Raw genomic sequence first — 22,823 nt, 5'->3', positions numbered from 1 at the left:
ACAAGATGCCAAGCGCCATGAAGATCGCGATCATCGACGACGAAAAGGACATGCGCCAGTCGATCAGCCAGTGGCTGGCCCTGTCCGGTTATGACACCGAGGCCTTTCCGTCGGCCGAGGAGGCGCTGAAGGTCCTCGGCCCCGATTACCCGGGGATCGTGGTGACCGATATCAAGATGCCCGGCATGGACGGGATGCAGTTCCTGAAAAAGCTGATGGGCACGGATTCGAGCCTTCCCGTGATCATGATCACCGGGCACGGCGACGTACCGATGGCGGTCGAAGCGATGCGCATCGGGGCGTTCGATTTCCTCGAGAAGCCGTTCAACCCCGACCGTATGAACGAGCTGGCCAAGAAGGCCGCCAACGCCCGGCGAATGACGCTCGACTCGCGCGCCCTGCGCCGCGAGTTGTCGGATGGCGGCCAGCTGATGAAGAAGCTGATCGGCCAGAGCCCTGTGATGGAGCGGCTGAAGGAAGACATTCTCGACCTCGGCCAGGCCGACAACCACGTGCTGATCGAGGGCGAGACCGGCACCGGCAAGACGCTGGTGGCGCATGCCCTGCACGCGGTGGGGGCGCGCGCCGGCAAGAAATTCGTGCTGATCTCCTGTGCGGCGCTGGAAGAGGACGCGCTGGTCAAGCGGCTCTTCGGGCCGATGAACCCCGAGGACAACCAACTGCCCGCCGTCGAAGAGGCCCGCGGCGGCACGCTGGTGCTGGAGGATATCGAGTCGCTGAGCGATGCGGCTCAGGCCAAGCTTCTTACCTTCATCAACGACGAGGGCGCGCCGCCGGAAACCCGGATCGTGGCCATCTGCAACCTTCAGGAACAGGACCGTACCTGTGAAGACGCGCTGCGGCCCGACCTGTTCTATCGCCTCGCCAGCCTGCGCATCACCGTGCCACCGCTGCGCCAGCGGGGCGAGGACATCCTGACGCTCTTCACGCGCTTCTCGGACCAGTTCGCCGAGGACTACGGCTGTGACGCCCCGCAGGTTTCCGCCCAGGAAGCCGCCCAACTGTTGCAGGCGCCGTGGCCCGGCAATGTGCGCCAGCTGATCAACGTGGCCGAGCGCGCCGTTCTGCAGGCGCGGCGCGGCAGCGGCACCATCGCCTCGCTGCTGATGTCGGACCACCAGGACATGCAGCCGGTGATGACCACGGAAGGCAAGCCGCTCAAGGAATATGTCGAGGCGTTCGAACGGATGCTGATCGACAACACCATGCGCCGGCACAAGGGCTCGATCGCCTCGGTGATGGATGAATTGTGCCTGCCGCGCCGGACGCTGAACGAAAAGATGGCCAAGTACGGCCTGCAACGTTCCGACTATCTCTGATGGTGGCCCGGGGCGGGGGCAGGGCATTTTGCCATTGTCTTTCGCCCCGGTAAGGCATTAGGGTAACCGAAGGCTTTCGACTTACGAAACCGAAGGCCAAGAGTTTCGCTGTATCAGATTCTGGCAGGAAGAAAATTCCGCTCCTCTGGACAGACCGATTGGGCCCGCCACGCATGGGCCACCCGTATGCCAGCACACCGTCTGTTTCGGGTCGTGCCGGCCCCGAATTGGCGCCTCAGAGGGGCGCCGGAGTAGAAGAAACGCGATGAGGCGCGCGAGACCAGAACAGGCCAAGTGCATGGGTACCAGACCCGGTGCCATGGTCCACGCGTCCATACTCGCCCCCAGACAAGTTCCGCTGAAAGCCGCCGCGCCGAGGGCCAGAAGAGCAATCTTCGGCCCAATCGGGCTGGCTGGCCGATCGCGGCCGAGAATTGAAAAATGGCAAAGAAAATGCTCATCGATGCCACCCACGCGGAAGAGACCCGCGTCGTGGTGGTCGACGGAAACAAGGTCGAGGAATTTGACTTTGAGTCCGAAAACAAACGGCAGCTCGCCGGCAACATCTATCTCGCAAAGGTAACACGGGTCGAGCCGTCACTTCAGGCGGCCTTCGTGGATTATGGCGGAAACCGGCACGGTTTCCTTGCCTTTTCGGAAATCCACCCGGACTACTACCAGATCCCCGTGGCCGACCGCGAGGCGCTGCTCGAGGAAGAGCGCGCCTATGCCGAACAGCAGCGCGCCCGCGAGGATGACGACGAGAAGCCGAAGAAATCTTCGCGCCGGTCGTCGTCGCGCTCGAAAGCCGCGAAGGCGAAATCCGACGATGCGGTGACCTCCTCCGAGGATATCTCGGGGATGGAGACGATCGAACTGGATGAAGCGGCCGAGGACAGCGGCGACGGCGAAGGCCTGTCGCCGATGGAAACCGTGGCCGAAACTCCGGTCGAGGAACCGGCGGACGATGCCGGTGCGCAGGACGCGAAGGACGCCGGCGCCGCAACGTCGGAGGATCAGACCGCCGAGGGCGATAGCGCATCCAGCGATGACAATGGTCACGACGATCACGGTCACGAGGATCACGGACACGACGAACATTCCCACGAGAACAACGGCAACGGGTCCGGCAAGGGCCGGTCGTCGTCGAAGCGGTCGGACGCCGCCGCCAAGGACGACACGATCGAGTCGGTCGCCGATGACGACGACACCGACGACATCCGCGCGCCGCGCAAGCCCCGGCCGCGCCGCTACAAGATCCAGGAAGTCATCAAGGTCCGTCAGATCCTGCTGGTGCAGGTCGTCAAGGAAGAGCGCGGCAACAAGGGTGCCGCGCTGACCACCTACCTGTCGCTCGCCGGCCGCTACTGCGTGCTGATGCCCAACACCGCCCGTGGCGGCGGCATCTCGCGCAAGATCACCAACGCCGCCGACCGCAAGAAGCTGAAAGAGATCGCAACCGAGATCGACGTGCCGACCGGCGCAGGCCTGATCATCCGCACCGCGGGCGCCAAGCGCACCAAGTCGGAGATCAAGCGCGACTATGAATACCTGCAACGCCTGTGGGAGCAGATCCGCGAACTGACGCTGAAATCCATCGCGCCGGCGAAGATCTACGAGGAAGGCAACCTGATCAAACGCTCGATCCGCGACCTCTATAACCGTGAGATCGACGAGGTGATGGTCGAGGGCGAGGCGGGGTATCGCGTGGCCAAGGACTTCATGAAGATGATCATGCCGTCCCACGCCAAGAACGTGAAACATTACATCGACCCGATGCCGCTGTTCGCCCGCTACCAGGTGGAAAGCTACCTCAGCTCGATGTTCAACCCGACCGTCCAGCTCAAGTCGGGCGGCTACATCGTGATCGGCGTGACCGAGGCGCTTGTGGCGATCGACGTGAACTCGGGCCGGGCCACCAAGGAAGGCTCGATCGAGGAGACCGCGACCAAGACCAACCTCGAGGCCGCCGAGGAGGTGGCCCGCCAGCTGCGCCTGCGCGATCTGGCCGGTCTGATCGTGATCGACTTCATCGACATGGACGAGCGCAAGAACAACAACGCCGTCGAGAAGAAGCTGAAGGATAAGCTGAAATCCGACCGCGCGCGCATCCAGGTGGGTCGCATCTCGGGTTTCGGCCTGCTGGAGATGAGCCGCCAGCGCCTGCGCCCCGGCATGATCGAGGCGACGACGCAGGCCTGTCCGGCCTGTCACGGCACGGGGCTCATCCGGTCGGATGACAACCTTGCCCTGTCGATCCTGCGCCAGATCGAGGAGGAAGGCGTGCGCCGCCGGTCGCGCGAAGTGCTGGTGAAATGCCCGGTGGGTATCGCCAACTTCCTGATGAACCAGAAGCGCGAGCACGTCGCCCAGATCGAGGGGCGCTATGGCCTGTCTGTCCGGATCGAGGGCGACCCGGTTCTGATCAGCCCTGATTTCAGCATCGACAAGTTCAAGACCGCCACCCGCCACGTGCCGGAGGCCGCACCGGTTGTGTCGGTCGACAGCTCGCTGATGGAGGAGGTCGAGGCAGAGATCCCGGACGAGGAAGAAACGTCTTCGGACGCGTCGTCGGATGAGACCACCACCTCCGGCGGGGGAGATGATGACGGCAAGCCGAAGAAGCGCCGGCGTCGTCGGCGTCGCCGGTCGAAATCGCGTTCGGGGAACGGCGAGGGCTCGGCCAATGGCGAGGGCCAGAACAACGAGGACGGGTCGTCGGAGAGCGGGACTGGCTCGGAAGACGGGGCCAAACCCGAGGCCGATGCCGAGGCGGATGCAGAAAAGGCAAGCGAGAGCAAGCCGGACGAGGCCGTGACCGCAGAGGTCTCGGGCGAGGACACCGAAAAGGCCGAAAAGCCCAAGCGGACCCGCAAGCCGCGCAGCTCTTCGAAGTCGAAGGCGAAGGCCGAAGAAACATCAGAGGACACCGCAGAGGCCAAGACGGAAGAGCCCGCTGCCGAAGCGCCTGCTGAAGAGGCCAAGCCGGAAGCGGTAGAGATCGCTGCCGAGGAAAAGCCTGCGAAGCCTGCCCCGAAACGGGCGAGCCGGTCGCGCTCCAAGAAGGCAGAGCCGGCGCCCGAACCGGAAACCGAGACGGCACCTAAGCCCGAGGCTGTTGCAGAGAGCGCAGCAGCGACGGCGGAGGAGCCCGCGCCGGCACCGGAACCGGAACAGGCGGCAGAACCCGCGCCGGCCCCGGCAGAGCCCGAGAGTGCGCCCGAGCCGAAACGCGAGCCGGAACCGGCCAACGCATCGGCCGAGCCGGCCGAGGAAGAAAGCGACAAGCCCAAGCGCCGCGGTTGGTGGTCGATCGGGCGATAAGCTTCGAGATTGAAAGACAGAGGATCCCGGCCCAGGCGGCCGGGATTTTTCTTTTCCGGGTGGTGTCAGCCCGCCTTGCGCACCCGGTAGGCGGTGTACCCGTCCTGCTCGTCCATCCCGAGGAAGTCGTGGCCGGATTCGGTGCAGTAGTGCTGCACGTCGATTACCGCTGCCGGGTCGTCGGCCCAAAGCTCGAGCACCTGGCCAATCTCCAGCGACTTCAGGCGCTTGCGCAGCTTGAGAACCGGCAAGGGGCAGAGCAATCCGCGTGCGTCGAGGGTGAGATCGGCATCCATGGGCGCGGGATAATCCACGCATCACGGCAAGTCTACAGGGTTGTGACACAAGGCCACGTGACCCGGCCCCGGGAATGGTCTATGTGAGCGCCATGTTCGGAATCGAAATCATCGACGCGGCCCTTCTTCCGGCCATGGCCGTGGCGCTGGTCGCGGGGATCATCTCGTTCCTCAGCCCCTGCGTGCTGCCCGTTGTGCCGCCCTACCTGGCCTATATGAGCGGGATCACGGTGAACGACCTTTCGGCCGCGGGAAACCCGCGCTCGCGGGCTGTCGTGCCGGCGCTGTTCTTCGTGCTGGGCCTGTCGACCGTGTTCCTTCTGCTGGGCTTCGCGGCGTCGGCGGCGGGCATGGTGTTCCTGCAATATCAAGGCTATTTCAATACCTTGGCGGGCGTTGTCGTGATGATTTTCGGGGCGCATTTCGTCGGCGTCTACCGGATCGGCTTTCTCGACCGCGAGGCGCGGATGGATGTGGGCGACCGGGGCGGTTCGTCTTTCGGGGCCTACGTGCTGGGGCTGGCCTTTGCGTTCGGCTGGACGCCCTGCATCGGGCCGCAGCTGGGGGCGATCCTGTCGCTGGCGGCCTCCGAAGGCTCTGTCACGCGGGGCACCGCGCTTCTGGCGGTCTATGCCGTGGGGCTGGGCGTGCCGTTCCTGCTGGTTGCGGCCTTCCTGCCGAAGCTTGGCGGGCTGATGACGTGGATGAAGCGGCACATGGAACAGATCGAGCGGGTCATGGGCCTACTGCTCTGGACGATCGGTCTTCTGATGCTGACGGGCGGCTTTTCCGCCTTCTCCTTCTGGCTGCTCGAGACATTCCCGGCACTCGCCACCCTCGGTTAGGTCTTACTCTTGCCCAAATGCTGCGTTAGGCTATTACCCAACAGAGGTGAGGTATGAGCAGCTTGCCCCAGCAAACCGTGCGCCGCCGGCGCGTTTTCTACATCCCGGGCTATGACCCGATCCATCCCCGTCGCTATCGCGAGCTCTATCGGAAAGAGGGCGCGGAACAGGCGGAGATTTCGGGTTATGCCATCGAGCTTCACGGCAAGCGCGGCAAGAAGCGCTATGGCTGGAGTGTGCGTGGCGAGATGGAGGATGCCACGGTCGATGCCGAGTTCGACGTTCTGGTCTGGTCCGATATCGTGCGCGACAGCATGGAGCGGGGGATCGTGGGCACCTACCTGCTGCTGTTCCGCACCGCGTGGGTCTATATCGCCTCAGGCGCTCTTGGGCGGCTCATGCGGTTGCGCAAGGGGCCGGTAATCGCGGCGCTTTACCCGGTGGGGTTCCTGCTGGTGCAGCTGGTAATCGCGCTCTTGCTGGCCTGGGGCTTGGGCACGCTGCTGGCGACCTATGTGCATCCCTGGCTGTTCTGGGCGGGGCTGATCGTGGTGCCGTTTGCGCTGGAATGGTTCCGGCGGAAGGACAACAAATTTTTCGCCTATTATCTGATGCATGACTATGCCTATTCCGCCCGGTATCGCGGGGCGGAGCCGCCGGAGCTTGAGACGCGGATGGCGAAGTTCACCGCCGAGATCGCCGATGCGCTGAAGACGGATGTGGACGAGGTGCTGGTCGTGGGCCATTCCTCGGGCGCGCATCTGGCGGTGTCGGTGTTGGCTGATCTGATCCGGCTGGGATACGTGCCGGCGAATGGGCCGACGCTGTCGTTCCTGTCGCTTGGGCAGGTGGTGCCGATGGTGTCATTTCTGCCGGATGCCAAGAGGTTACGGCGCGATCTGGCGTATCTTTGCACGCGCAACGAACTGACCTGGGTCGACGTGACGGCGCCCGGCGATGGCTGTGCCTTTGCGCTGTGCGATCCGGTGGCCGTCTCTGGCGTGGCGCCGGAGGAGGGTAAGCGGTGGCCGCTGATCCTGTCGGCGGCGTTCACGCAGACGCTGAGCCCGGAGCGGTGGAAGGCGATGCGCTGGCGGTTTTTTAGGCTGCATTTTCAATACCTTTGCGCTTTCGACCTGCCGGGGGATTACGATTACTTCCGCATCACCGCCGGGCCGCTGACCCTGTCGGAGCGCTTCGAGGATCGGCCGCCGTCGCCCAGCCTGATCGACACGCCTGCCTCGAAATACACGAGCACCGCGGCATGACCCTGCCGCCCAAGCCCCCCGCGCGGGAGGGTGCGGTGTCGCTTCGGCGGTATATGCAGTTGTTTCGGCAGGATATTCTGTCTGCGCAGCCGGCGCGGCTTTATCGCGCGTGGATGGCGGAATACCGGACGCCGTTCTTCCGGTCGTTCCTGTGCAATCAGCCGGAGTTGGTCGACCTGATCCTGAAGGAACGGCCCGACGATTTTCCCAAGTCTGACCGTATTCGCGAGGGGCTGAAGCCGCTGTTGGGGAACTCGGTGTTCGTGACCAATGGCGAGACATGGAAGCGGCAGCGGCGGATCATCGACCCGTCTTTCGAGGGCGGGCGGTTGCGCGATACCTATGCCGCGATGTTGGAGGCGGGGCAGGGCGCGGTCGAACGGGTGCGGATGAGGGCCGATGGAGAACCCCTTGAAATCGAAGAGGAAACGAGCCACGCGGCGGCCGACGTGATCTTCCGCACGCTGTTCTCGATCCCCATCGAGCATGCGGTGGCGAGGGAGGTTTTTGCCGAGTTCAAGGAGCATCAGCGGAGCCAGCCGGTCCTGAACCTTGGGGCGCTGATCCCTTTGCCGCGGTGGTTTCCGCGGTTTCACCGGAGGAAGACGAAGGCGACGGCGGCCAAGATCCGGCGGCTGATCACGCAGTTGACCAGCGAGCGGATGGGGGAGATCGAGCGGGGCGAGGCGCCGGACGATCTGGCGACGAAGATCATGACCACGGCCGACCCCCAGACGGGGGAGCGGTTCGATACGGAAGAGATGGTCGACCAGGTGGCGATTTTCTTCCTGGCGGGGCATGAGACGAGCGCTTCGGCGCTGGCCTGGGCGCTGTATTTGCTGGCGCTTTATCCCGACTGGCAGGAGCGGCTGGCAGCGGAGGCGGAGGCCGTCTATGGCGAGGGGGCGCCGGGGTTTGCGGATATGGGCAAGCTCAGGGTGGCGAGGGATATTTTCCGTGAGACTCTAAGGCTTTACCCGCCGGTGCCGATGATGGTGCGGGAGGCTGCGTGCCCCGAGCATTTCCGGGATCGGGACGTGCCGAAGGGCAGCCAGATCGTGCTGAGCCCGTGGCATTTGCAGCGGCATGAGCGGCTTTGGGAGAGGCCGGACGAGTTCGACCCGGCAAGGTTCGCGACGGAGAACGGGAAAGAGTGTTTGCGTCATGCCTATATGCCGTTTTCGGCGGGGCAGAGGGTGTGTACAGGGGCCGGGTTCGCGATGATCGAGGGGCCGCTGATCCTGTCTTTGCTGGTGAGGGCCTTCCGGTTTGAAGCCATCCCGGAACGACCGGCGATGCCGGTGGCGCATCTGACGGTGCGGGGGAAGGACGGGATCTGGTTGAAGGTGACGCCGCGGGCGTGATCGGCCGAATCTGGTTAACAGCGTTATTTTGCAGGGATTCCAACGTCGGTATCACGTCGGTATTTTGTCGGTATCGCGTCGGTGCGCGGGTCTGTAACCCCGGGTGTTAATGTGGCGGTCGGTGGGGGCGGCCACGAGATGTTGAGGCGCGCGCAACAGCGGCGCGGTCAGTCCATCTGGCCGATGCGGTCGAGCGTGGCTTTCAACTCGCCCTGTTCCATCGTCTCGAAATTCATGTCGAGGAGCGCGAGCGCGCGGCGTTCGAGCTTGTCATAGGCCTCGTTGAAGGCGGTTTCCCACTCGGACTCGGGCGCCCTGGCGGGGTCTTCGATGCCCCAATGGGAGCGGACCGGGGCACCGGGCCAGACCGGGCAGGTTTCTTCCGCCGCAGAGCCGCAGACGGTGATGACGATATCCATCAACGGCGCATCGTCGGCGGCGAACTCGTCCCAGCTTTTGGAGCGGGCGTGGGTGATGTCGTGACCCTTTTCCTCGAGCAACTTGAGGGATTGCGGATGCACCTGGCCGGCCGGCTGCGAGCCCGCGGAAAAGGCGCGGACGCGACCGACGCTTTCGGTGTTCAGGATGCTTTCAAGCAGGATCGACCGGGCGGAATTGCCGGTGCAGAGGACGAGTATATTCATGCCTCGCGCCCTAGCGGAAGCATGTAACAGCTACATGACACTGGTTTCAGAACCAGCTTTGAACGCCGCGTGCCGCGCCCGAAATATCCCGGCCAACACCGTCAACCGTTGCACAGCCGGATACGGCCACAGCGATCAGCGCCAAAGCAATCAGCCTCTTCATGGGTCCACCCTCGTGGTTTCTTGTTATGCCTGTTATCGGTCTTCTGCCTCGTACCACCAGACTTCGGGGAGGAACCATATTCCATCTCCGTAGACCGGAAGGTGATCCTGTGGATAACTCAATTCCTTCAAATGGGCAATCCGTCCGACGGAATATTGATGCACGGGAATGACATAGCGACCTGAAATCAACACCCGGTCGAGCGCGCGCACGGCGGCGACGAAGCCTTCGCGGGAGCGGGTGGAGAGCATTTCGTCGATCATCGCGTCGGCGGCTTCGGAGCGCATGCCCATCAGGTTGCGCCCGCCTTCCTGGTCGGCGGTGTCCGAGCCCCAGTAGAGGCGCTGTTCGTTGCCGGGCGAGAGCGAGAGGTCGCGGCGCATGAAGGTGATGTCGAAATCGTAGGTGCCCTCGCGGGCGAGGTACTGGGCGTTGTCGATGGTTTCGATCTGCAAGCCGATGCCGAGCCGTTCCAGCGCCTGCTTGTAGATTTCCATGTAGGTCTGGACCTGGCTGAGAAGCGCGTCTTGCCGCAGGAGCACGCGGAGTACCAGCGGGCGGCCCTCGGCGTTCTTGAGCACGCCCTGGTCGACGGTCCAGCCGGCGTCGTTGAGGAGTTTCATCGCCTTGCGGATGTTGCCCCGGTTGCGCTTGGTGCCGTCGCTTTCGGGGAGGGTGTAGCCCTCGAGCGTGCCGGGGGGCAGGGTGTCGGCGAAGGGTTCCAGCAGTTCGCGGACGCGGCCCTCGGCCGGGCCTTGCTGCATGGCCAGCTCGGAGTTGGAGAAATAGGAGGTGATGCGCGGCTGGCGGCCGCCGGTCAGCGTGTCGTTCACGTATTCGAAATTGAAGGCGAGAATCAGGGCCTCGCGCACGCGCCAGTCATCCAGCGGGGGGCGGCGGGTGTTGAAGACGAAGCCGGTGATGCCGGATGGTTTGTTGTGCGGGATTTCGGTGAGGACGATCTCGCCGCTTTCGACGGCAGGGAAGTCGTACTGGGTGGCCCAGCGTTCGGCATTGAATTCGCGGAGATAGGAGAGGGCCTGGGCCTTGAAGGCTTCCTGCAACACGGTGTTGTCGCCGTAATACTCGATGCGGATCTCGTCGAAATTGCTGGTGCCGCGGCGGAAGGGGACATCCGCGCCCCAATAATCGGGGTTGCGGCGCAGCGTGACGTGGCGGCCGATCTCGTAGCTGTCGACGATGTAGGGGCCGGAGCCGATGGGGACGTCTTCGAGCCGGGCGGCGGCGAAATCGAGGTCGTCCCATTGCGATTTCTTGAGGATCGGGCGGAGGCCCGCCAGGAGGGCGAGTTCGCGGTCTTCGGTGGTGAAGGTGAGGCGGACGGAGCGGGGGCCGGTGGCCTCGATCTCGCCCACCTGGGACCAGAAGGACCGGTAGCGGGGGTGGCCTTCCTCGCCGATCGTTTTGTAGGACCATATGACATCTTCGACCGTCACCGGGGTGCCGTCGGAGAATCGGGCATCCTCGCGCAAGGTAAATTCCACCCATTCGCGATTCGGGCCGGTTTCCACCGATTCGGCCAGAAGGCCGTACAGGGTGAAGGGTTCGTCGTAGGATCGGCCCATCAAGGATTCATGCGTGAGGAAGCGCAATTGCCACGGCGCCTCGCCCTTGAGGGTGAACGGGTTGAGGGTGTCGAAGGTGCCCACGTTGCCGGTCACCACCTCGCCGCCTTTCGGGGCGTCGGGGTTGGCGTAGGGGAGGGACACAAAATCAGGGGGAAGGGCCGGATCGCCATACATAGCTATGCCATGCGCGGGCTCTGCGTAGGCCGTGGAGGCCATCAGGGCGAGGGTGATTCCGGCGACGCAGAGCCGGGCGTGCCTGAAAAATTCTGATCTCATTTAGGCAACAATCCCGTTGTGTCGTTGTATGGTTGGCGCGGACCGTAATGACGGATTCTCGTATTATCAAACTTTTAGCTTGGATCGTGGCGCCAGATTGCTTATAAAGGAGTCACTGCTCGATAGGTTTCTTGCCTGTATGAAACCTGCCTCAATAACTTAACGCCGGCTTCGTGCCGGCGTTTTTTTTGGCCGCAGGTCGAGGCAAATGGCTTTCCCCCAATGACAAAGGGGCGCCGAAGCGCCCCCGACCTTTCCGCCCCGTGCCGGGCCGGTCAGTATTTCTGTGGAACGTACAGGTCGTCGGGTAGCACGCGGCGTTCGTAATCGGAATTGTAGACCCGGTCCGGCAAGGTCACGTCTTCGTGTTCGACGGGCTCGTAGGGGATGAGGCCGAGAAGATGGTCGATGCAGTTGAGGCGGGCGCGCTTCTTGTCGTTGCCCTGGACGATGTACCAGGGCGCCTCGGGGATGTTGGTGCGCTCGAGCATCTCTTCCTTGGCCTTGGTGTAGGCCTCCCACTTCACGCGGCTCTGCAGGTCCATGGGCGAGAGCTTCCACTGTTTCATCGGGTCGTGGATGCGCATGAGGAAGCGGAGCTGCTGTTCCTCGTCGGTGATGGAGAACCAGTATTTCACCAGCCTTATGCCGGAGCGGACGAGCATGCGCTCGAACTCGGGAACGTCGTGGAAGAAATCCTCGACCTGGTCCTCGGAGGCGAAGCCCATGACGCGCTCGACGCCGGCGCGGTTGTACCAGGAGCGGTCGAAGAGCACGATCTCGCCGGCGCCGGGCAGGTGGGGGACGTAGCGCTGGAAGTACCATTGCGACTTTTCCCGGTCGGAGGGGGCGGGCAGGGCCACGACGCGGACGATACGGGGGTTGAGGCGCTGGGTGATGCGCTTGATGACGCCGCCCTTGCCGGCGCTGTCGCGGCCTTCGAAGATGACGACGATCTTTTCGCCGGTGGCCTGGACCCAGTCCTGCAGCTTGATCAGCTCGGATTGCAGGGTGAGCAGCTTGACGAAGTAATCCTTCCGTTCGAGCGAGGGCGGGTGCGCCTCGCGGTAGATCCGGCGGATTTCCATGGACAGGGCCGGTTCGGATATTTCCAGCTCGAAATCCTCATCCAGCGTGTCGGCCAGTTCGGCGGCCAGCCAGTCGGCCGGGCCTGCGTCGTGATCGTAGTCGTTCATCACACCCTCTTCGTCAGTCGCGTTGTATTTGTCCTGCCGCTTAAACACGGTGAAATCAACAAAACTGTGAATTCCGGGCGATCCGATGATTATCGCGTTTATTTTGCAGTTGCAGCATGGCAGGGTCCGGGCAGCAGGCCTATCTCTGCAGAACAGATGCATTCAAACGCCTATCCGGAGGGAAAACCATGTCAGTTTCGGGCAAGACAGCAATCGTCACGGGGTCGAATTCGGGGATCGGGCTGGGTGTCGCGCGGGAGCTGGCGAAGGCCGGGGCCGACGTGGTGCTGAACTCGTTCACCGATAACGAGGAAGATCACAAGCTGGCCAGTGACATGGCCGAGGAATTCGGCGTGAACGTGCGGTATATCCAGGCGGATATGTCGGATGCCGCGGCCTGCCGCAAGCTGGTCGAGGAGGCCGGGCGTTGCGATATCCTGGTGAATAACGCAGGCATCCAGCATGTCGCGCCGATCCCCGATTTCCCGATCGAGAAATGGAACGCGATCATCGCGATCAACATGAGCTCGGCCTTTCATACCACGGCCGCCGCGCTGCCGATGATGCGCGAGGCGGGCTGGGGCCGGGTGGTCAACATCGCCTCGGCGCACGGTCTGACGGCGAGCCCCTACAAGTCGGCCTATGTGGCGGCCAAGCACGGGGTCGTGGGTCTGACCAAGGTCACGGCGCTTGAGACGGCGGAAGAGCCGATCACGGCCAATGCGATCTGCCCGGGTTACGTTCTGACGCCGCTGGTCGAGGCGCAGATCCCCGATACCATGAAGGAATATGACATGGGCCGGGAAGAGGTGATCAAGACCGTCATGCTGCAGCGCCAGCCCTCGAAGGAGTTCGCCACGGTCGAGCAGATCGGTGGCACCGCGCTTTACCTGTGCTCGGACGCGGCGGCGCAGGTGACGGGCACCACGATCAGCGTGGATGGCGGCTGGACGGCGCTCTGAGGCGGCCATACGGACCGTCGCGAGCAGGCCCGCAAGGGCCTGCCGAGCCATTTGGGGGTAACCAATGACCAAGCGGATCAACCTTGCCCTTCAGGGCGGGGGCGCGCATGGCGCCTTTACCTGGGGCGTGCTCGACCGGCTGCTCGACGAGGAAGACATCGAGGTGGCGGCGATCACCGGCACCTCGGCGGGGGCGCTGAATGGCGCGGCGTTCAAGGCCGGGTGGCTGGAGAACGGGCGCGAGGGCGCGCGCGCGAGCCTCGACTGGCTGTGGCGGCAGATGGGGGCGCTGAAGGATCTGCGGCTGCCCGCCTGGATGGCGGGCAACCCGCTTATTCCCGGGCAGGTGGCCTCGGTGCTGGAAGCCTCGCCGCAATTCATGGTGGCGGATGCGATGACGCGGGTCGTCTCGCCCTATGCCTATGGGCCGTTCTACCGCAACCCGCTGGACCGGGTGGCGCGGGAGTTTGCCTTCGACAAGGTCTGCGCCGCCGAAGGCCCAAGCCTGTTCGTGAGCGCGACCAACGTGCATTCCGGCAAGATCCGGGTGTTTTCGGGTGATGATATCAGCCCCGAGAGCCTGCTCGCCTCGGCCTGTCTGCCGACGCTCTTTCAGGCGGTCGAGATCGACGGGGCGCATTACTGGGATGGCGGGTATACCGGCAACCCGGCGCTGTTCCCGCTGTTCCGGTCTGAATTGCCGGCCGATATCATGATCGTCAACATCAACCCGCTCGACCGGCCGGAAGTGCCGCGGTCGCCGCAGGAAATTCAGAACCGGATCAACGAGATCAGTTTCAACAGCTCGCTTCTGCGCGAGCTCAGGGCGATCAATTTCGCGCAGCGCCTGATCGAGGACGGGGCGGTGGGCGAGAGCGCGCTGAAGCGGGTCTTCGTGCACATGATCGCCGATGACAAGCTGATGCGAGAGATGTCGGTGGCGACCAAGATGATGCCGACGCCGCTGACCCTGGGGCGGCTGAAGGAGGCCGGGCGCCAGGCGGCGGACGGGTTCCTGGCGCAGCACCGGGACGATATCGGTGCGCGCGGCACGGTCGACCTGGCCGATGCCTATAGCTGAGGCTCAGGCGGCGCGGTTGCGCTTCGGGGTGGTCTCCTGCCCCGGTACGGGCATGTTGGGGTAGACGAGCCCGGCCGAGATCACCAGCTTGGCCGCGTCCTCGATCGTCATGTCGAGTTCGATCACGTCTTCCTTGGGGAAGAACAGCAGGAAGCCCGAGGTCGGGTTGGGTGTAGTCGGCACGAAGATCGACAGGAGCTCGCCGCCGGTTTCGGCCTTGGTGGTGATCTCGCCCTTGGCGGGGATCGAGATGAAGCCGATGGCCCAGATGCCCTTGCGCGGGTACTGGATCAGGCAGGCCTTTTCGAAGCTGCGCTCGGACTGGGCGAAGACGGTTTCGGCGATCTGTTTCACGCCCGAGTAGATGGAGCGCACCACCGGCATCCGGTCGACCAGGGATTCCGCGAAGCGAATCAGAGACTTGCCGATCAGGCCCTTGGCGATCCAGCCGACGATGATGGTGAAGAGCAGGAAGATGATGACGCCCACGCCGCGCAGGTTGATGCCGATATAGTTCTCGGGGCGCATGTTGTAGGGCACGAGCGGCAGCACGAAGCTGTCGACCCAGCCCATCAGGGTCCAGATCAGCCAGATGGTGAGGCCCACCGGCGCGATCACGACGATACCGGTGAGGAAGCTGGCCCGGAGCCCGGCGAAGAGGCCGGGGCGTTTGGGGGTGTCGTCGTCGAAGGGCGTGTTCATTTCATGTATTCTGCCGCAGGTGGACAGAGGTTAATTAAGGCTTTCTGCGTTGGGCCACAATGGGCTTTCCAAACCGGAGTATGCGGCCAGCTGTTTGGCGATTTCGGTGGCAATGGCGCCGGCGAGGGCCGCATTATTGAGCACAAGCGCGATATTGGCGGTCAGGGACCGGCCGGCGGTGAGATCGAAGATGCGGTCGAGCAGGAAGGGCGTGACGGCCTTGCCGGTGATGCCCTGGGCGGCGGCCTCCTGCGTGGCGCGGGCGATGATGGGTTCGATCTCGGCCGGGGGGATTTCGACCTCGCGGGGGATGGGGTTGGCGATGAGCTGGCCGCCGGGCAGGCCGATTGCGGCGCGGGCGATGTGGGAGCGGGCGATGTCGGCCGGCGTGTCGAGGCGCAGGGGCGCGGGCAGGGGGGAGGTGCGCGACCAGAAGGCGGGGAAGCTATCCTGCCCGTAGGCGATGACCGGCACGCCGAGTGTTTCGAGCACTTCCAGCGTTTTCGGCAGGTCGAGGATGGCCTTGGCGCCGGCGCAGACGACGGTGGTGTCGGTTTGCGCCAGTTCCTGAAGGTCGGCGGAGATGTCGAAGCTGTGTTCGGCGCCGCGATGGACGCCGCCGATGCCGCCGGTGGCGAAGGTCGCGATGCCGGCGAGGCGGGCGGCGATCATGGTGGCGGCGACGGTGGTGGCGCCGGTGCCGCCGCGGGCCATGCAGACGGCAAGGTCGGCGCGGGAGAGTTTGGCCACGTCTTTCGCCTTTGCCAGGGCTTCGAGTTCGGTTTCGCTGAGGCCGATATGCAGTGTGCCGTTCAGGACGGCGATGGTGGCCGGAACGGCGCCGGTTTCCCGGACCTTTTCCTCGACTTTCCAGGCGGTTGACAGGTTGTCGGGCCAGGGCATGCCGTGGGTGATGATGGTGCTTTCGAGGGCCACGACGGGGGCGCCCTCGGCCAGTGCGGTGGAGACTTCGGGCGATTGGGTGATGTCGGTCAAAGCTTGGTGTCTCCGGATACGTGGTGGGCGGCGGCCTCGAGGGCGCGGGTGAGGGCTGAGGGGCGGTCGGCGCCGGAGGTTTCGGCGGCGATATGGGCGGCCATGAACGTGTCGCCCGCGCCGGTGACGCGGGTGACGAGCACCTGGCGGGGCTGGCCGGTGATCACGTCGCCGTTCAGACCGTCGGCGGCGGGGTTGCCGCCATCGGTGACGATGGCCCGGCGGGCGCCGCGTTTGAGGAGGCCGTGGGCGGCCTCGGTCGAGGTGGCGAAGGGCTGCTGGCAGAGGAGGCCGGCCTCTTCGAGGTTGACGTAGAGCGTGCCGCGCGCGTGCTGGAGGAAGGGCAGGAGGCGCTCGGCCTTGCCCGGCGAGGCGGGGGCGACGCGGAGGTCGGCCGTGGCGAGAAGGGGGCTTTGGGCGATCTCGGCCAGAAGCTCGGGCGTGAGGTTGCCGTCAAGCGCCACGGGGCCGGAGAAGGGCTTGTTTTCCTGGGCCAAGCGCCCGTCGCGCAGGGGCTCGAGGATGCGGGCGCCGGCGGCTTCGAGCGTGTGGGCGTCGGCGATGGCGGCGATGAGGCCGTTGGCGCCCTCGACGGCCATGTAGCGATCGGTGGGCAGGTCGGCGGATCGGTAGACATGGGCGGTTTCCATGCCCATCGCGGTGCAGCGGGCGAGGAGTTCCTCGCCCTGCCGGTCGCGGCCGACGGCGCTGAGGAGCACGGGGCGGAGGCCGAAACGCAGGAGCGTCATGGCGATGTTGAGCGCGACGCCGCCCGGGATCCGGGTGATACGGCCCGGCACGTCGGAGCCCTGCCGCATGACGCTGGCGGAGCGGCCGATCACGTCCCACAGGACGGAGCCGATGCAGAGGATATCTGTCATGGGCCCCATGTTGCGTGTCGGTCGGCCGGGTGCAAGGCGGATTCCGGGGCAGGGGGCGCGACGCTGGGGAAAGCGTTGAAACGGGGCCGAAGCCCGGTGTCGGTTTCACGTCGGTATAACGTCGGTATTTTGTCGGTGTCGACGGCGGGGCTTGAGGCGGGCGGGCCGCTGGTGGATACGGGGATGTATCGGATGTTCGGAGCCACGCGCGTGAAACAGCTTCTGCGGAAATACCGCTACTATCTTCTTGCCCTGCTCGCGGCGGCCGGGCTGGCGGCGAACCTGCCGGAAAGCTGGCTGATCGGCCAGAGCGGCGAGGCGCGGCGGAGCGAGGTGATCTCGGAGTTCCTGAACCTGTCGGTCGACCCCGGGGCGGGCGGCATGGCGGGGGTGCGGATGGACTGGCTGGTGCAGTCGCGGCAGTTGCGGGAGCGGCGGGAGGAACGGCTGGAGCATGTGCCGCCCGCCTTGCTGGCGGCCTATGCGGCGCGGATGGAGATGACGGAACCGGCCTTGCGCGAGGTTCTGACCGATGCGGAGCGCGCGGACCCGTTCGAGCTTTCGGGGTTCGAGTTCGGGCATGTGGACGATATCGACTACGGGGCGGCGGACCCGTGGCACTGGGGGCTGGTGCGCAGCGAGGCCGAGGACGAGGTGACGGAGCCGGGGCTGGAGATGGGCGGCTGTGGCATCTGGCTGGTGTTCTGGACCGAGACGGAGTGGTTCTATGCGCCGGTGGGCAGTGCGGAGCTGAACGCGCCGCTGGCCGAGGCGGTGCCGGAGCTGGCGGGCGTGGCGCCGGAGGGTGTGGACCGCTGCTGACGGGGGCGGGGGCGCTTTCTTTGAAAGAAAGCGGGCCGAAATCTTTTGAAGATTTCGGGCGCGGGCCGGTCAGCCGCGCTTGACCTTGTAGCGGTCGGGTTCGGCGAAGACGTCGAGGAGGCGCGTGCCGGCGGGGATGAAGGCGCTGTGCACCGTGCCGGCGGGGATGTCGTAGCTTTCGCCGGGGTGGAAGATGCGCGGCTCGCCCTCGAGCTTCAGGTGCAGTTCGCCGTCGATCACCATGCCCCACTGGTCGCCGTGGCTGTGCGGCGCGATGCTGGTGTCCTGGTGGATTTCGAAGAAGACCGCCAGCGCCTCGGGCCCGGCGATGGCGCGGGCGGTGACGGCGGCCGGGTCGAAGGGCGCGTCGAGTTCGGGCAGGTCGGCGAAGAATTTCGGAAAGGGCATCGGGCTGTCCTTTGGCTGGCAGGCGCTGGCGAGGGTCACGGTAGCATGTTTGGTACGGTTTATGGCAAAGAAAGCGGGGCGGCCGCGGGAGGGGGCTGGCGCGGGGCCGGGCGCGATCACGTCTTTCATGTAAGGGCTTGCGCTGTACGGAAAGCCCGTTTATATGCGCGCCATTCAATCCCGCAGGCATGGGCGGGCTGATCGGGGGAGACATCCCCGGCGGTCCACCGGTTGAAGCATCCCGCTTCTCATCCCGTGCCGAGGCGTAAACCGGAAAGGAAAAAGACCATGGCTCTTCCCGAGTTCTCCATGCGTCAGCTGCTGGAAGCTGGCGTTCACTTCGGCCACCAGACGCAGCGCTGGAACCCCCGCATGGGCGAGTTCATCTATGGCGCGCGCAACGGCATCCACATCATCGACCTGACGCAATCGGTTCCGATGCTCGACGCGGCGCTGAACGTGATCCGCGAAACCGTTGCCAAGAACGGCCGCGTGCTGTTCGTCGGCACCAAGCGCCAGGCCAGCGCCCCGGTGGCGGAAGCCGCCGAGAAATGCGCGCAGTATTACATGAACCACCGCTGGCTGGGCGGCACGCTGACCAACTGGCAGACCGTTTCCAAGTCGATCCAGCGCCTGGCGCATATCGACGAGGTTCTGGGCAGCGGGGCCGAGGGCATGACCAAGAAGGAACGCCTTGGCATGGAGCGCGAGCAGGAGAAACTGCAGGCGTCGCTGGGCGGTATCCGTGAAATGGGCGGCCTACCCGACCTGCTGTTCGTCATCGACGTCAAGAAGGAAGCGCTGGCGATTGCCGAGGCCAAGAAGCTGGGTATCCCGGTCGTGGCCGTGGTCGACACAAACTGCTCGCCCGACGGCATCGATTACATCATCCCCGGCAACGACGACGCCGCGCGCGCCATCTCGCTGTACTGCGACCTGGTTTCGCGGGCCGCGCTCGACGGCATGTCGGCGCAGATGGGCGCCGCCGGTGTCGATATCGGCGCCATGGAAGAGGCCCCGGTCGAGGAAGAGGTTTCCCGGCCCGAGTCGACCGGCGTCGAGACCGGCGATGTGAGCGAAGAGACCGCGCATGACGATTCCGTCGCCAAGGGCGCGCCGCTCGACATCGAGTCGGCCGAAGAGGTCAAGAAAGAGGCCGAAGAGAAGGCCGAAAGCTGATCCGCTTTCACGAAACTGACACGGGCGGCGGGGTAGTCCGCCGCCACACGATCTGAAGATTTGAGGAGAGCCAAGATGGCTATCACTGCAGCGATGGTGAAAGAACTGCGCGATTCGACGGGCGCAGGCATGATGGACGCGAAGAAGGCGCTGACCGAGACCGATGGCGACATGGACGCCGCCGTTGACTGGCTGCGCACCAAGGGCCTGGCGAAAGCCGCCAAGAAATCGGGCCGCACCGCGGCCGAGGGCCTCGTCGCCGTCAAGGTCGACGGTGGCACGGGCGTGGCTGTCGAGGTGAACTCGGAAACCGACTTCGTCGCCAAGAACGCCGACTTCCAGAAGATGGTGTCGGACATTGCCGGCGTGGCGCTGACCGTGTCGGACGTGGAGGCACTGAAAGAGGCCGACATGGGCGGCAAGAAGGTCAACGACGTGATCACCGACAAGGTCGCCACCATCGGCGAGAACATGTCGGTGCGCCGGATGGCCAAGGTCGACGGCCAGACCGTCGTTTCGTACATCCACAATGCCGCCACCGACGGCATGGGCAAGATCGGCGTGCTGGTCGCGCTGAACGGCGGGGACGAGGCGTTCGGCCGCCAGGTCGCGATGCACATCGCCGCCACCAACCCGGCCGCGCTTGACGAAGCCTCGCTCGACCCGGCGATCGTGGAGAAGGAACGCCAGATCCAGATCGATATCGCCCGCGAATCCGGCAAGCCGGAGCAGGTGATCGAGAAGATGATCGAAGGCCGGATGCGCAAGTTCATGGCCGAGGTCACGCTTCTGGGCCAGGCCTTCGTGATCAACCCCGACCTGACCGTCGCGCAGGCCGCCAAGGAAGCCGGGGCCGAGATCGTCGGTTACGTGCGCCTGGAAGTGGGCGAAGGCATCGAGAAGAAGGACGAGGATTTCGCCGCGGAAGTCGCCAAGACGGCGGCTGGCGGCTGAGCCTTCCGATCCGGAAAAGTTGTTTGATCAGGGCGCCTTATGGCGCCCTTTTCATGTTTCGGACAGCCGGTTTGCAGGGGCAGGGGGCTTGTGCAGGAAGATTAAGCGGCGCTGGCCTATGGGGTAAGCACAGCGCCGCCTTGGCCCCGCCGCGTCACATGGGGATGATCTGCGAAAGGAAAGCGCCGGCTGCACGCCCGAACAAAAAAGCGCGACAGCCGGCATCCGGCGATAAACCGGGAGACCGAAGAGCCCTGTAATCGCAAGGGATTTCCGATCTCACGTTCCAGGCTTTAAGCCACCACTCACGGAACACGGACACATTGCTATGTTACGTCACGTCACGAAAGTACGGAATTCCTTACCATATGGTAAAAACTGTTCGTTAGCGTACGAAATTATCGTTCAAGGACAAAGATCTGGTTCTGGAAGGCCGCTTTCAGAACCGCCTGGGCCGTGGTCTCGACATTGAGGGCCTGGCGGGCCAGCCGGAGGTGTTTTTCCACCGTTGGCGGCGTCAGCCCCATGATCACCGCGGTGTCCTGGACCGTCTTGCCGTCGCCGACCCATTCGAGCACTTCGCGCTGGCGGCTGGTGAGCGTGCGGGCGGGGCCGGTATAGGGCAGGGTCATGATACGCAGATGCGTGAGGTTGTTGAGCAGCAGGATGTCTTCGCCGTGCTGGGCCCAGATCTCTTCGACCTCCGCCTGTGTCATGCCCTGGCGGGCGGTGAGCGCGATGGCGCCCTTGGCGCGGCTCGAGACCGGCTTGAAGCTGATCGAATAGCCCGCGACGACGCCCATGGAGCGATTGAACTCGATCACCTTGCGTTCGTCGGCGGTGAGCGCGCCGATCTCGATCATGTCCTGCAGCAGCGACCACGAGCGCGCGCCGTCGTTTTCCAGCGCCCAGCGAACCATGGGGGCGTGGAAATAGAGGCCTTCGCCGATGAACCTGTCCATGTAGGCCGGGTCGTGGTTGCTGAGCAGGATGAAATCATCGGGATCGCCCAGCGAATTGGGCGTCATGTAGCGGGTGAAGCCATAGATCAGCCGGTCGAACCCGTATTCGGCCATGTGGCGCGTGTGCCTGTCCCAGAGGGTTTCGATGCTGTGCGCGGTGATCAGTGCGTTCAGCTCGTCCGCCGGAATCATTTTCGCGCCTCCAGGTGGCGGGCCATGGCGTCGATCGCCAGCTCGTAGCCGGCCGGGCCGAAGCCGCAGATCACGCCGACGGCGACCCGCGCGATATAGGAGACGTGGCGAAATTCCTCGCGGGCGTGGACGTTCGAGAGATGCAGCTCGATGGCGGGCAGCTCGACCGAGCTGATCGCGTCCATCAGGGCGATGGAGGTGTGGGTATAGGCGCCGGCGTTGAGGATGATGCCGTCATGGGTTCCCTTGGCGGCGTGGATCGCATCGACCAGCGCGCCTTCGGAATTGCTTTGCGCGAAGTCGAGACCGAGCCCCATGGCCTGCGCCTTGGCGCGGCAGATGGCTTCGATCTCGGCAAGGGTGGTGGCGCCATAGACGTGCGGTTGCCGCTGTCCCAGCAGGTTGAGGTTCGGGCCGTTGAGTATTAGCAACGAAGTCATTGATTATGCATCCAATCTTCGGCGTATTTAAAGCGGAAGACGGGAAAGCTGTCGAGGGATCACGTGCGGTACGTGGCAGTACGCGCGAAAGGTGTGGCGAAGTTGCCCGGTCTGGTGGTGTTTGTTAGGGCGGTGCCTAGGATGGGGGACGATGGAATTGATGCTTGGGTGGTCGGCGAAACAACGCTGCAATGAATACTTGTCATGAGCGCTACTAGTACGCGCTTCGATGAACGACCATTGACGAAGTATAAACCAAGCGCTCTGATGTAAAACGCTCTATTTTGTTTTGAATGCACGATATGTAGGTGAATATTACCAATAGGCAGAGAATGCGCCTAGAGAGGAAGTACTTCAATGAAGGAAGTGTCTTGGGGAATTTGGCTTGTCCGCTTGGTCGTAAGTACGCTTTTGACGGGACTAATAGCATGGGGCATATCGTTCAAAGTCGCCGATTATGTAGTGAAAGCTAACACAAACAGCATTGAAACGACGCTGCGAGCTATGATGGAGGCGGACAAGCAAAGCGCGGATGCCACCCAAAGTACACTTTCGCAAATAAACGAAAGCTTGCAGACAACCAATTCAGAACTTTCTCAAATTCGGGGTGCTATTGGTAATCTCGAAACAGAGTCATCCACGCAAATCACGGAGATTGCATATATTCGGCGAGACTTGAGTCGCGTCGAACAGGCAGTCCAGGACGCGGGGATAGACATAAAAGCAATGGCTTATGCTGGTGACTTAACACCGTCTGAGTTTAGTTTTGCGAAGTGGGAAGAAGTCCGAGCAAAGTTTGGCATTACAGAAGATGAACCGCTTTTTGTAATAGTTCCGCCAATGGTCGAAAACTTTCAAAACTTGTTCGGAGATTGAAGTCCGTTAAACTTAACATAATACTTATTATGCGCCAAATGGATGGAGGTAGAGCGGGACGAC

The 22,823-nt window shown here is 63.9% G+C and carries 22 protein-coding genes; 11 read left to right on the top strand and 11 right to left on the bottom strand.

The features are described from left to right. Positions 1–5: 5 nt before the first annotated feature. Both RIdsm_RS13440 and RIdsm_RS13435 read left to right on the top strand, forming a co-directional pair. A complete protein-coding gene (locus tag RIdsm_RS13440) occupies positions 6–1,340 on the top strand; it encodes a sigma-54-dependent transcriptional regulator (protein ID WP_057815695.1) in 1,335 nt (444 codons plus the stop codon). 441 nt (positions 1,341–1,781) lie between these two features. After that, positions 1,782–4,664: an Rne/Rng family ribonuclease gene (locus RIdsm_RS13435; RefSeq protein ID WP_057815430.1), complete on the top strand. Its 2,883-nt coding sequence runs from the start codon at positions 1,782–1,784 to the stop codon at positions 4,662–4,664. A 65-nt stretch (positions 4,665–4,729) separates the two neighbouring features. On the opposite strand, the gene RIdsm_RS13430 is transcribed toward RIdsm_RS13435, so the two are convergent. Then, positions 4,730–4,960, bottom strand: a complete 231-nt coding sequence (locus RIdsm_RS13430) for a sulfurtransferase TusA family protein (RefSeq protein WP_057815697.1) — start codon at positions 4,958–4,960, stop codon at positions 4,730–4,732. 92 nt (positions 4,961–5,052) lie between these two features. On the opposite strand from RIdsm_RS13430, the gene RIdsm_RS13425 reads away from it, so the two are divergent. Genes RIdsm_RS13425 through RIdsm_RS13415 form a run of 3 tightly spaced genes read left to right on the top strand, consistent with a single transcriptional unit; the run spans position 5,053 to position 8,437 of the window. After that, positions 5,053–5,805, top strand: coding sequence for a cytochrome c biogenesis CcdA family protein (locus tag RIdsm_RS13425; RefSeq protein ID WP_057815699.1), 753 nt, complete (start codon positions 5,053–5,055; stop codon positions 5,803–5,805). Positions 5,806–5,858: 53 nt separating this feature from the next. Then, positions 5,859–7,073 carry a hypothetical protein gene (locus RIdsm_RS13420; RefSeq protein WP_057815432.1) on the top strand — a complete coding sequence of 405 codons (1,215 nt, stop codon included), beginning with the start codon at positions 5,859–5,861 and terminating at the stop codon, positions 7,071–7,073. After that, complete coding sequence (locus RIdsm_RS13415; protein ID WP_057815435.1) at positions 7,070–8,437, top strand: cytochrome P450; 1,368 nt, start codon at positions 7,070–7,072, stop codon at positions 8,435–8,437. Before RIdsm_RS13420 ends, RIdsm_RS13415 begins: the two co-directional genes overlap by 4 nt. A gap of 167 nt (positions 8,438–8,604) precedes the next feature. On the opposite strand, the gene RIdsm_RS13410 is transcribed toward RIdsm_RS13415, so the two are convergent. The 4 genes from RIdsm_RS13410 to ppk2 form a co-directional block, all read right to left on the bottom strand. Then, a complete protein-coding gene (locus RIdsm_RS13410) occupies positions 8,605–9,081 on the bottom strand; it encodes an arsenate reductase ArsC (protein ID WP_057815437.1) in 477 nt (158 codons plus the stop codon). A gap of 46 nt (positions 9,082–9,127) precedes the next feature. After that, positions 9,128–9,244 carry a lipoprotein gene (locus RIdsm_RS13405; RefSeq protein ID WP_177228371.1) on the bottom strand — a complete coding sequence of 39 codons (117 nt, stop codon included), beginning with the start codon at positions 9,242–9,244 and terminating at the stop codon, positions 9,128–9,130. A gap of 32 nt (positions 9,245–9,276) precedes the next feature. After that, positions 9,277–11,109 carry an extracellular solute-binding protein gene (locus RIdsm_RS13400; RefSeq protein ID WP_057815440.1) on the bottom strand — a complete coding sequence of 611 codons (1,833 nt, stop codon included), beginning with the start codon at positions 11,107–11,109 and terminating at the stop codon, positions 9,277–9,279. A gap of 275 nt (positions 11,110–11,384) precedes the next feature. Beyond that, a complete protein-coding gene (gene ppk2 / locus RIdsm_RS13395) occupies positions 11,385–12,305 on the bottom strand; it encodes a polyphosphate kinase 2 (RefSeq protein ID WP_057815442.1) in 921 nt (306 codons plus the stop codon). Positions 12,306–12,493: 188 nt separating this feature from the next. Between ppk2 and RIdsm_RS13390 the strand changes: the two genes are divergently transcribed. After that, positions 12,494–13,267, top strand: coding sequence for a 3-hydroxybutyrate dehydrogenase (locus RIdsm_RS13390; protein WP_057815444.1), 774 nt, complete (start codon positions 12,494–12,496; stop codon positions 13,265–13,267). Positions 13,268–13,331: 64 nt separating this feature from the next. Continuing rightward, positions 13,332–14,348, top strand: a complete 1,017-nt coding sequence (locus RIdsm_RS13385; protein ID WP_057815447.1) for a patatin-like phospholipase family protein — start codon at positions 13,332–13,334, stop codon at positions 14,346–14,348. A 3-nt stretch (positions 14,349–14,351) separates the two neighbouring features. Here RIdsm_RS13385 and RIdsm_RS13380 read toward each other — a convergent pair whose 3' ends face one another. The 3 genes from RIdsm_RS13380 to RIdsm_RS13370 are packed head-to-tail and all read right to left on the bottom strand — an operon-like array spanning position 14,352 to position 16,936. Then, positions 14,352–15,050, bottom strand: a complete 699-nt coding sequence (locus tag RIdsm_RS13380; RefSeq protein ID WP_057815449.1) for a DUF502 domain-containing protein — start codon at positions 15,048–15,050, stop codon at positions 14,352–14,354. Positions 15,051–15,080: 30 nt separating this feature from the next. Further along, positions 15,081–16,046, bottom strand: a complete 966-nt coding sequence (locus RIdsm_RS13375) for a pseudouridine-5'-phosphate glycosidase (RefSeq protein ID WP_057815451.1) — start codon at positions 16,044–16,046, stop codon at positions 15,081–15,083. Next, positions 16,043–16,936, bottom strand: coding sequence for a PfkB family carbohydrate kinase (locus RIdsm_RS13370; RefSeq protein ID WP_057815453.1), 894 nt, complete (start codon positions 16,934–16,936; stop codon positions 16,043–16,045). The genes RIdsm_RS13375 and RIdsm_RS13370 overlap by 4 nt, the downstream gene beginning before the upstream one ends. Positions 16,937–17,023: 87 nt before the next feature. Between RIdsm_RS13370 and RIdsm_RS13365 the strand changes: the two genes are divergently transcribed. Then, positions 17,024–17,749, top strand: coding sequence for a hypothetical protein (locus tag RIdsm_RS13365; RefSeq protein WP_160325840.1), 726 nt, complete (start codon positions 17,024–17,026; stop codon positions 17,747–17,749). Positions 17,750–17,818: 69 nt separating this feature from the next. Here the strand turns inward: RIdsm_RS13365 and RIdsm_RS13360 are convergent, their stop codons facing one another. Beyond that, a complete protein-coding gene (locus RIdsm_RS13360; protein ID WP_235607872.1) occupies positions 17,819–18,196 on the bottom strand; it encodes a cupin domain-containing protein in 378 nt (125 codons plus the stop codon). A gap of 249 nt (positions 18,197–18,445) precedes the next feature. Between RIdsm_RS13360 and rpsB the strand changes: the two genes are divergently transcribed. After that, a complete protein-coding gene (rpsB, locus tag RIdsm_RS13355) occupies positions 18,446–19,336 on the top strand; it encodes a 30S ribosomal protein S2 (protein WP_057815460.1) in 891 nt (296 codons plus the stop codon). 75 nt (positions 19,337–19,411) lie between these two features. After that, a complete protein-coding gene (gene tsf / locus RIdsm_RS13350) occupies positions 19,412–20,290 on the top strand; it encodes a translation elongation factor Ts (RefSeq protein WP_057815463.1) in 879 nt (292 codons plus the stop codon). Positions 20,291–20,688: 398 nt separating this feature from the next. Here tsf and RIdsm_RS13345 read toward each other — a convergent pair whose 3' ends face one another. Together RIdsm_RS13345 and aroQ are read right to left on the bottom strand one after the other, a co-directional pair. Continuing rightward, a complete protein-coding gene (locus RIdsm_RS13345; protein WP_057815466.1) occupies positions 20,689–21,444 on the bottom strand; it encodes a LuxR family transcriptional regulator in 756 nt (251 codons plus the stop codon). Next, the gene (gene aroQ / locus RIdsm_RS13340; RefSeq protein ID WP_057815468.1) at positions 21,441–21,884 is read right to left on the bottom strand and encodes a type II 3-dehydroquinate dehydratase; all 444 of its coding nucleotides are present in this window, start codon (positions 21,882–21,884) and stop codon (positions 21,441–21,443) included. Before aroQ ends, RIdsm_RS13345 begins: the two co-directional genes overlap by 4 nt. A 357-nt stretch (positions 21,885–22,241) precedes the next feature. Here aroQ and RIdsm_RS13335 point away from each other — a divergent pair, with 357 nt between their 5' ends. Continuing rightward, positions 22,242–22,760 (top strand): hypothetical protein, encoded by a 519-nt coding sequence (locus RIdsm_RS13335; RefSeq protein WP_057815469.1) that lies wholly within the window; start codon positions 22,242–22,244, stop codon positions 22,758–22,760. The last annotated feature ends 63 nt before the right edge of the window (positions 22,761–22,823 follow it).

Source organism: Roseovarius indicus, from assembly GCF_008728195.1.
GTDB classification, from domain to species: domain Bacteria; phylum Pseudomonadota; class Alphaproteobacteria; order Rhodobacterales; family Rhodobacteraceae; genus Roseovarius; species Roseovarius indicus.
Note: the sequence above shows the minus strand (reverse complement) of the source record. Positions and strands in the feature narration are given on the sequence as shown.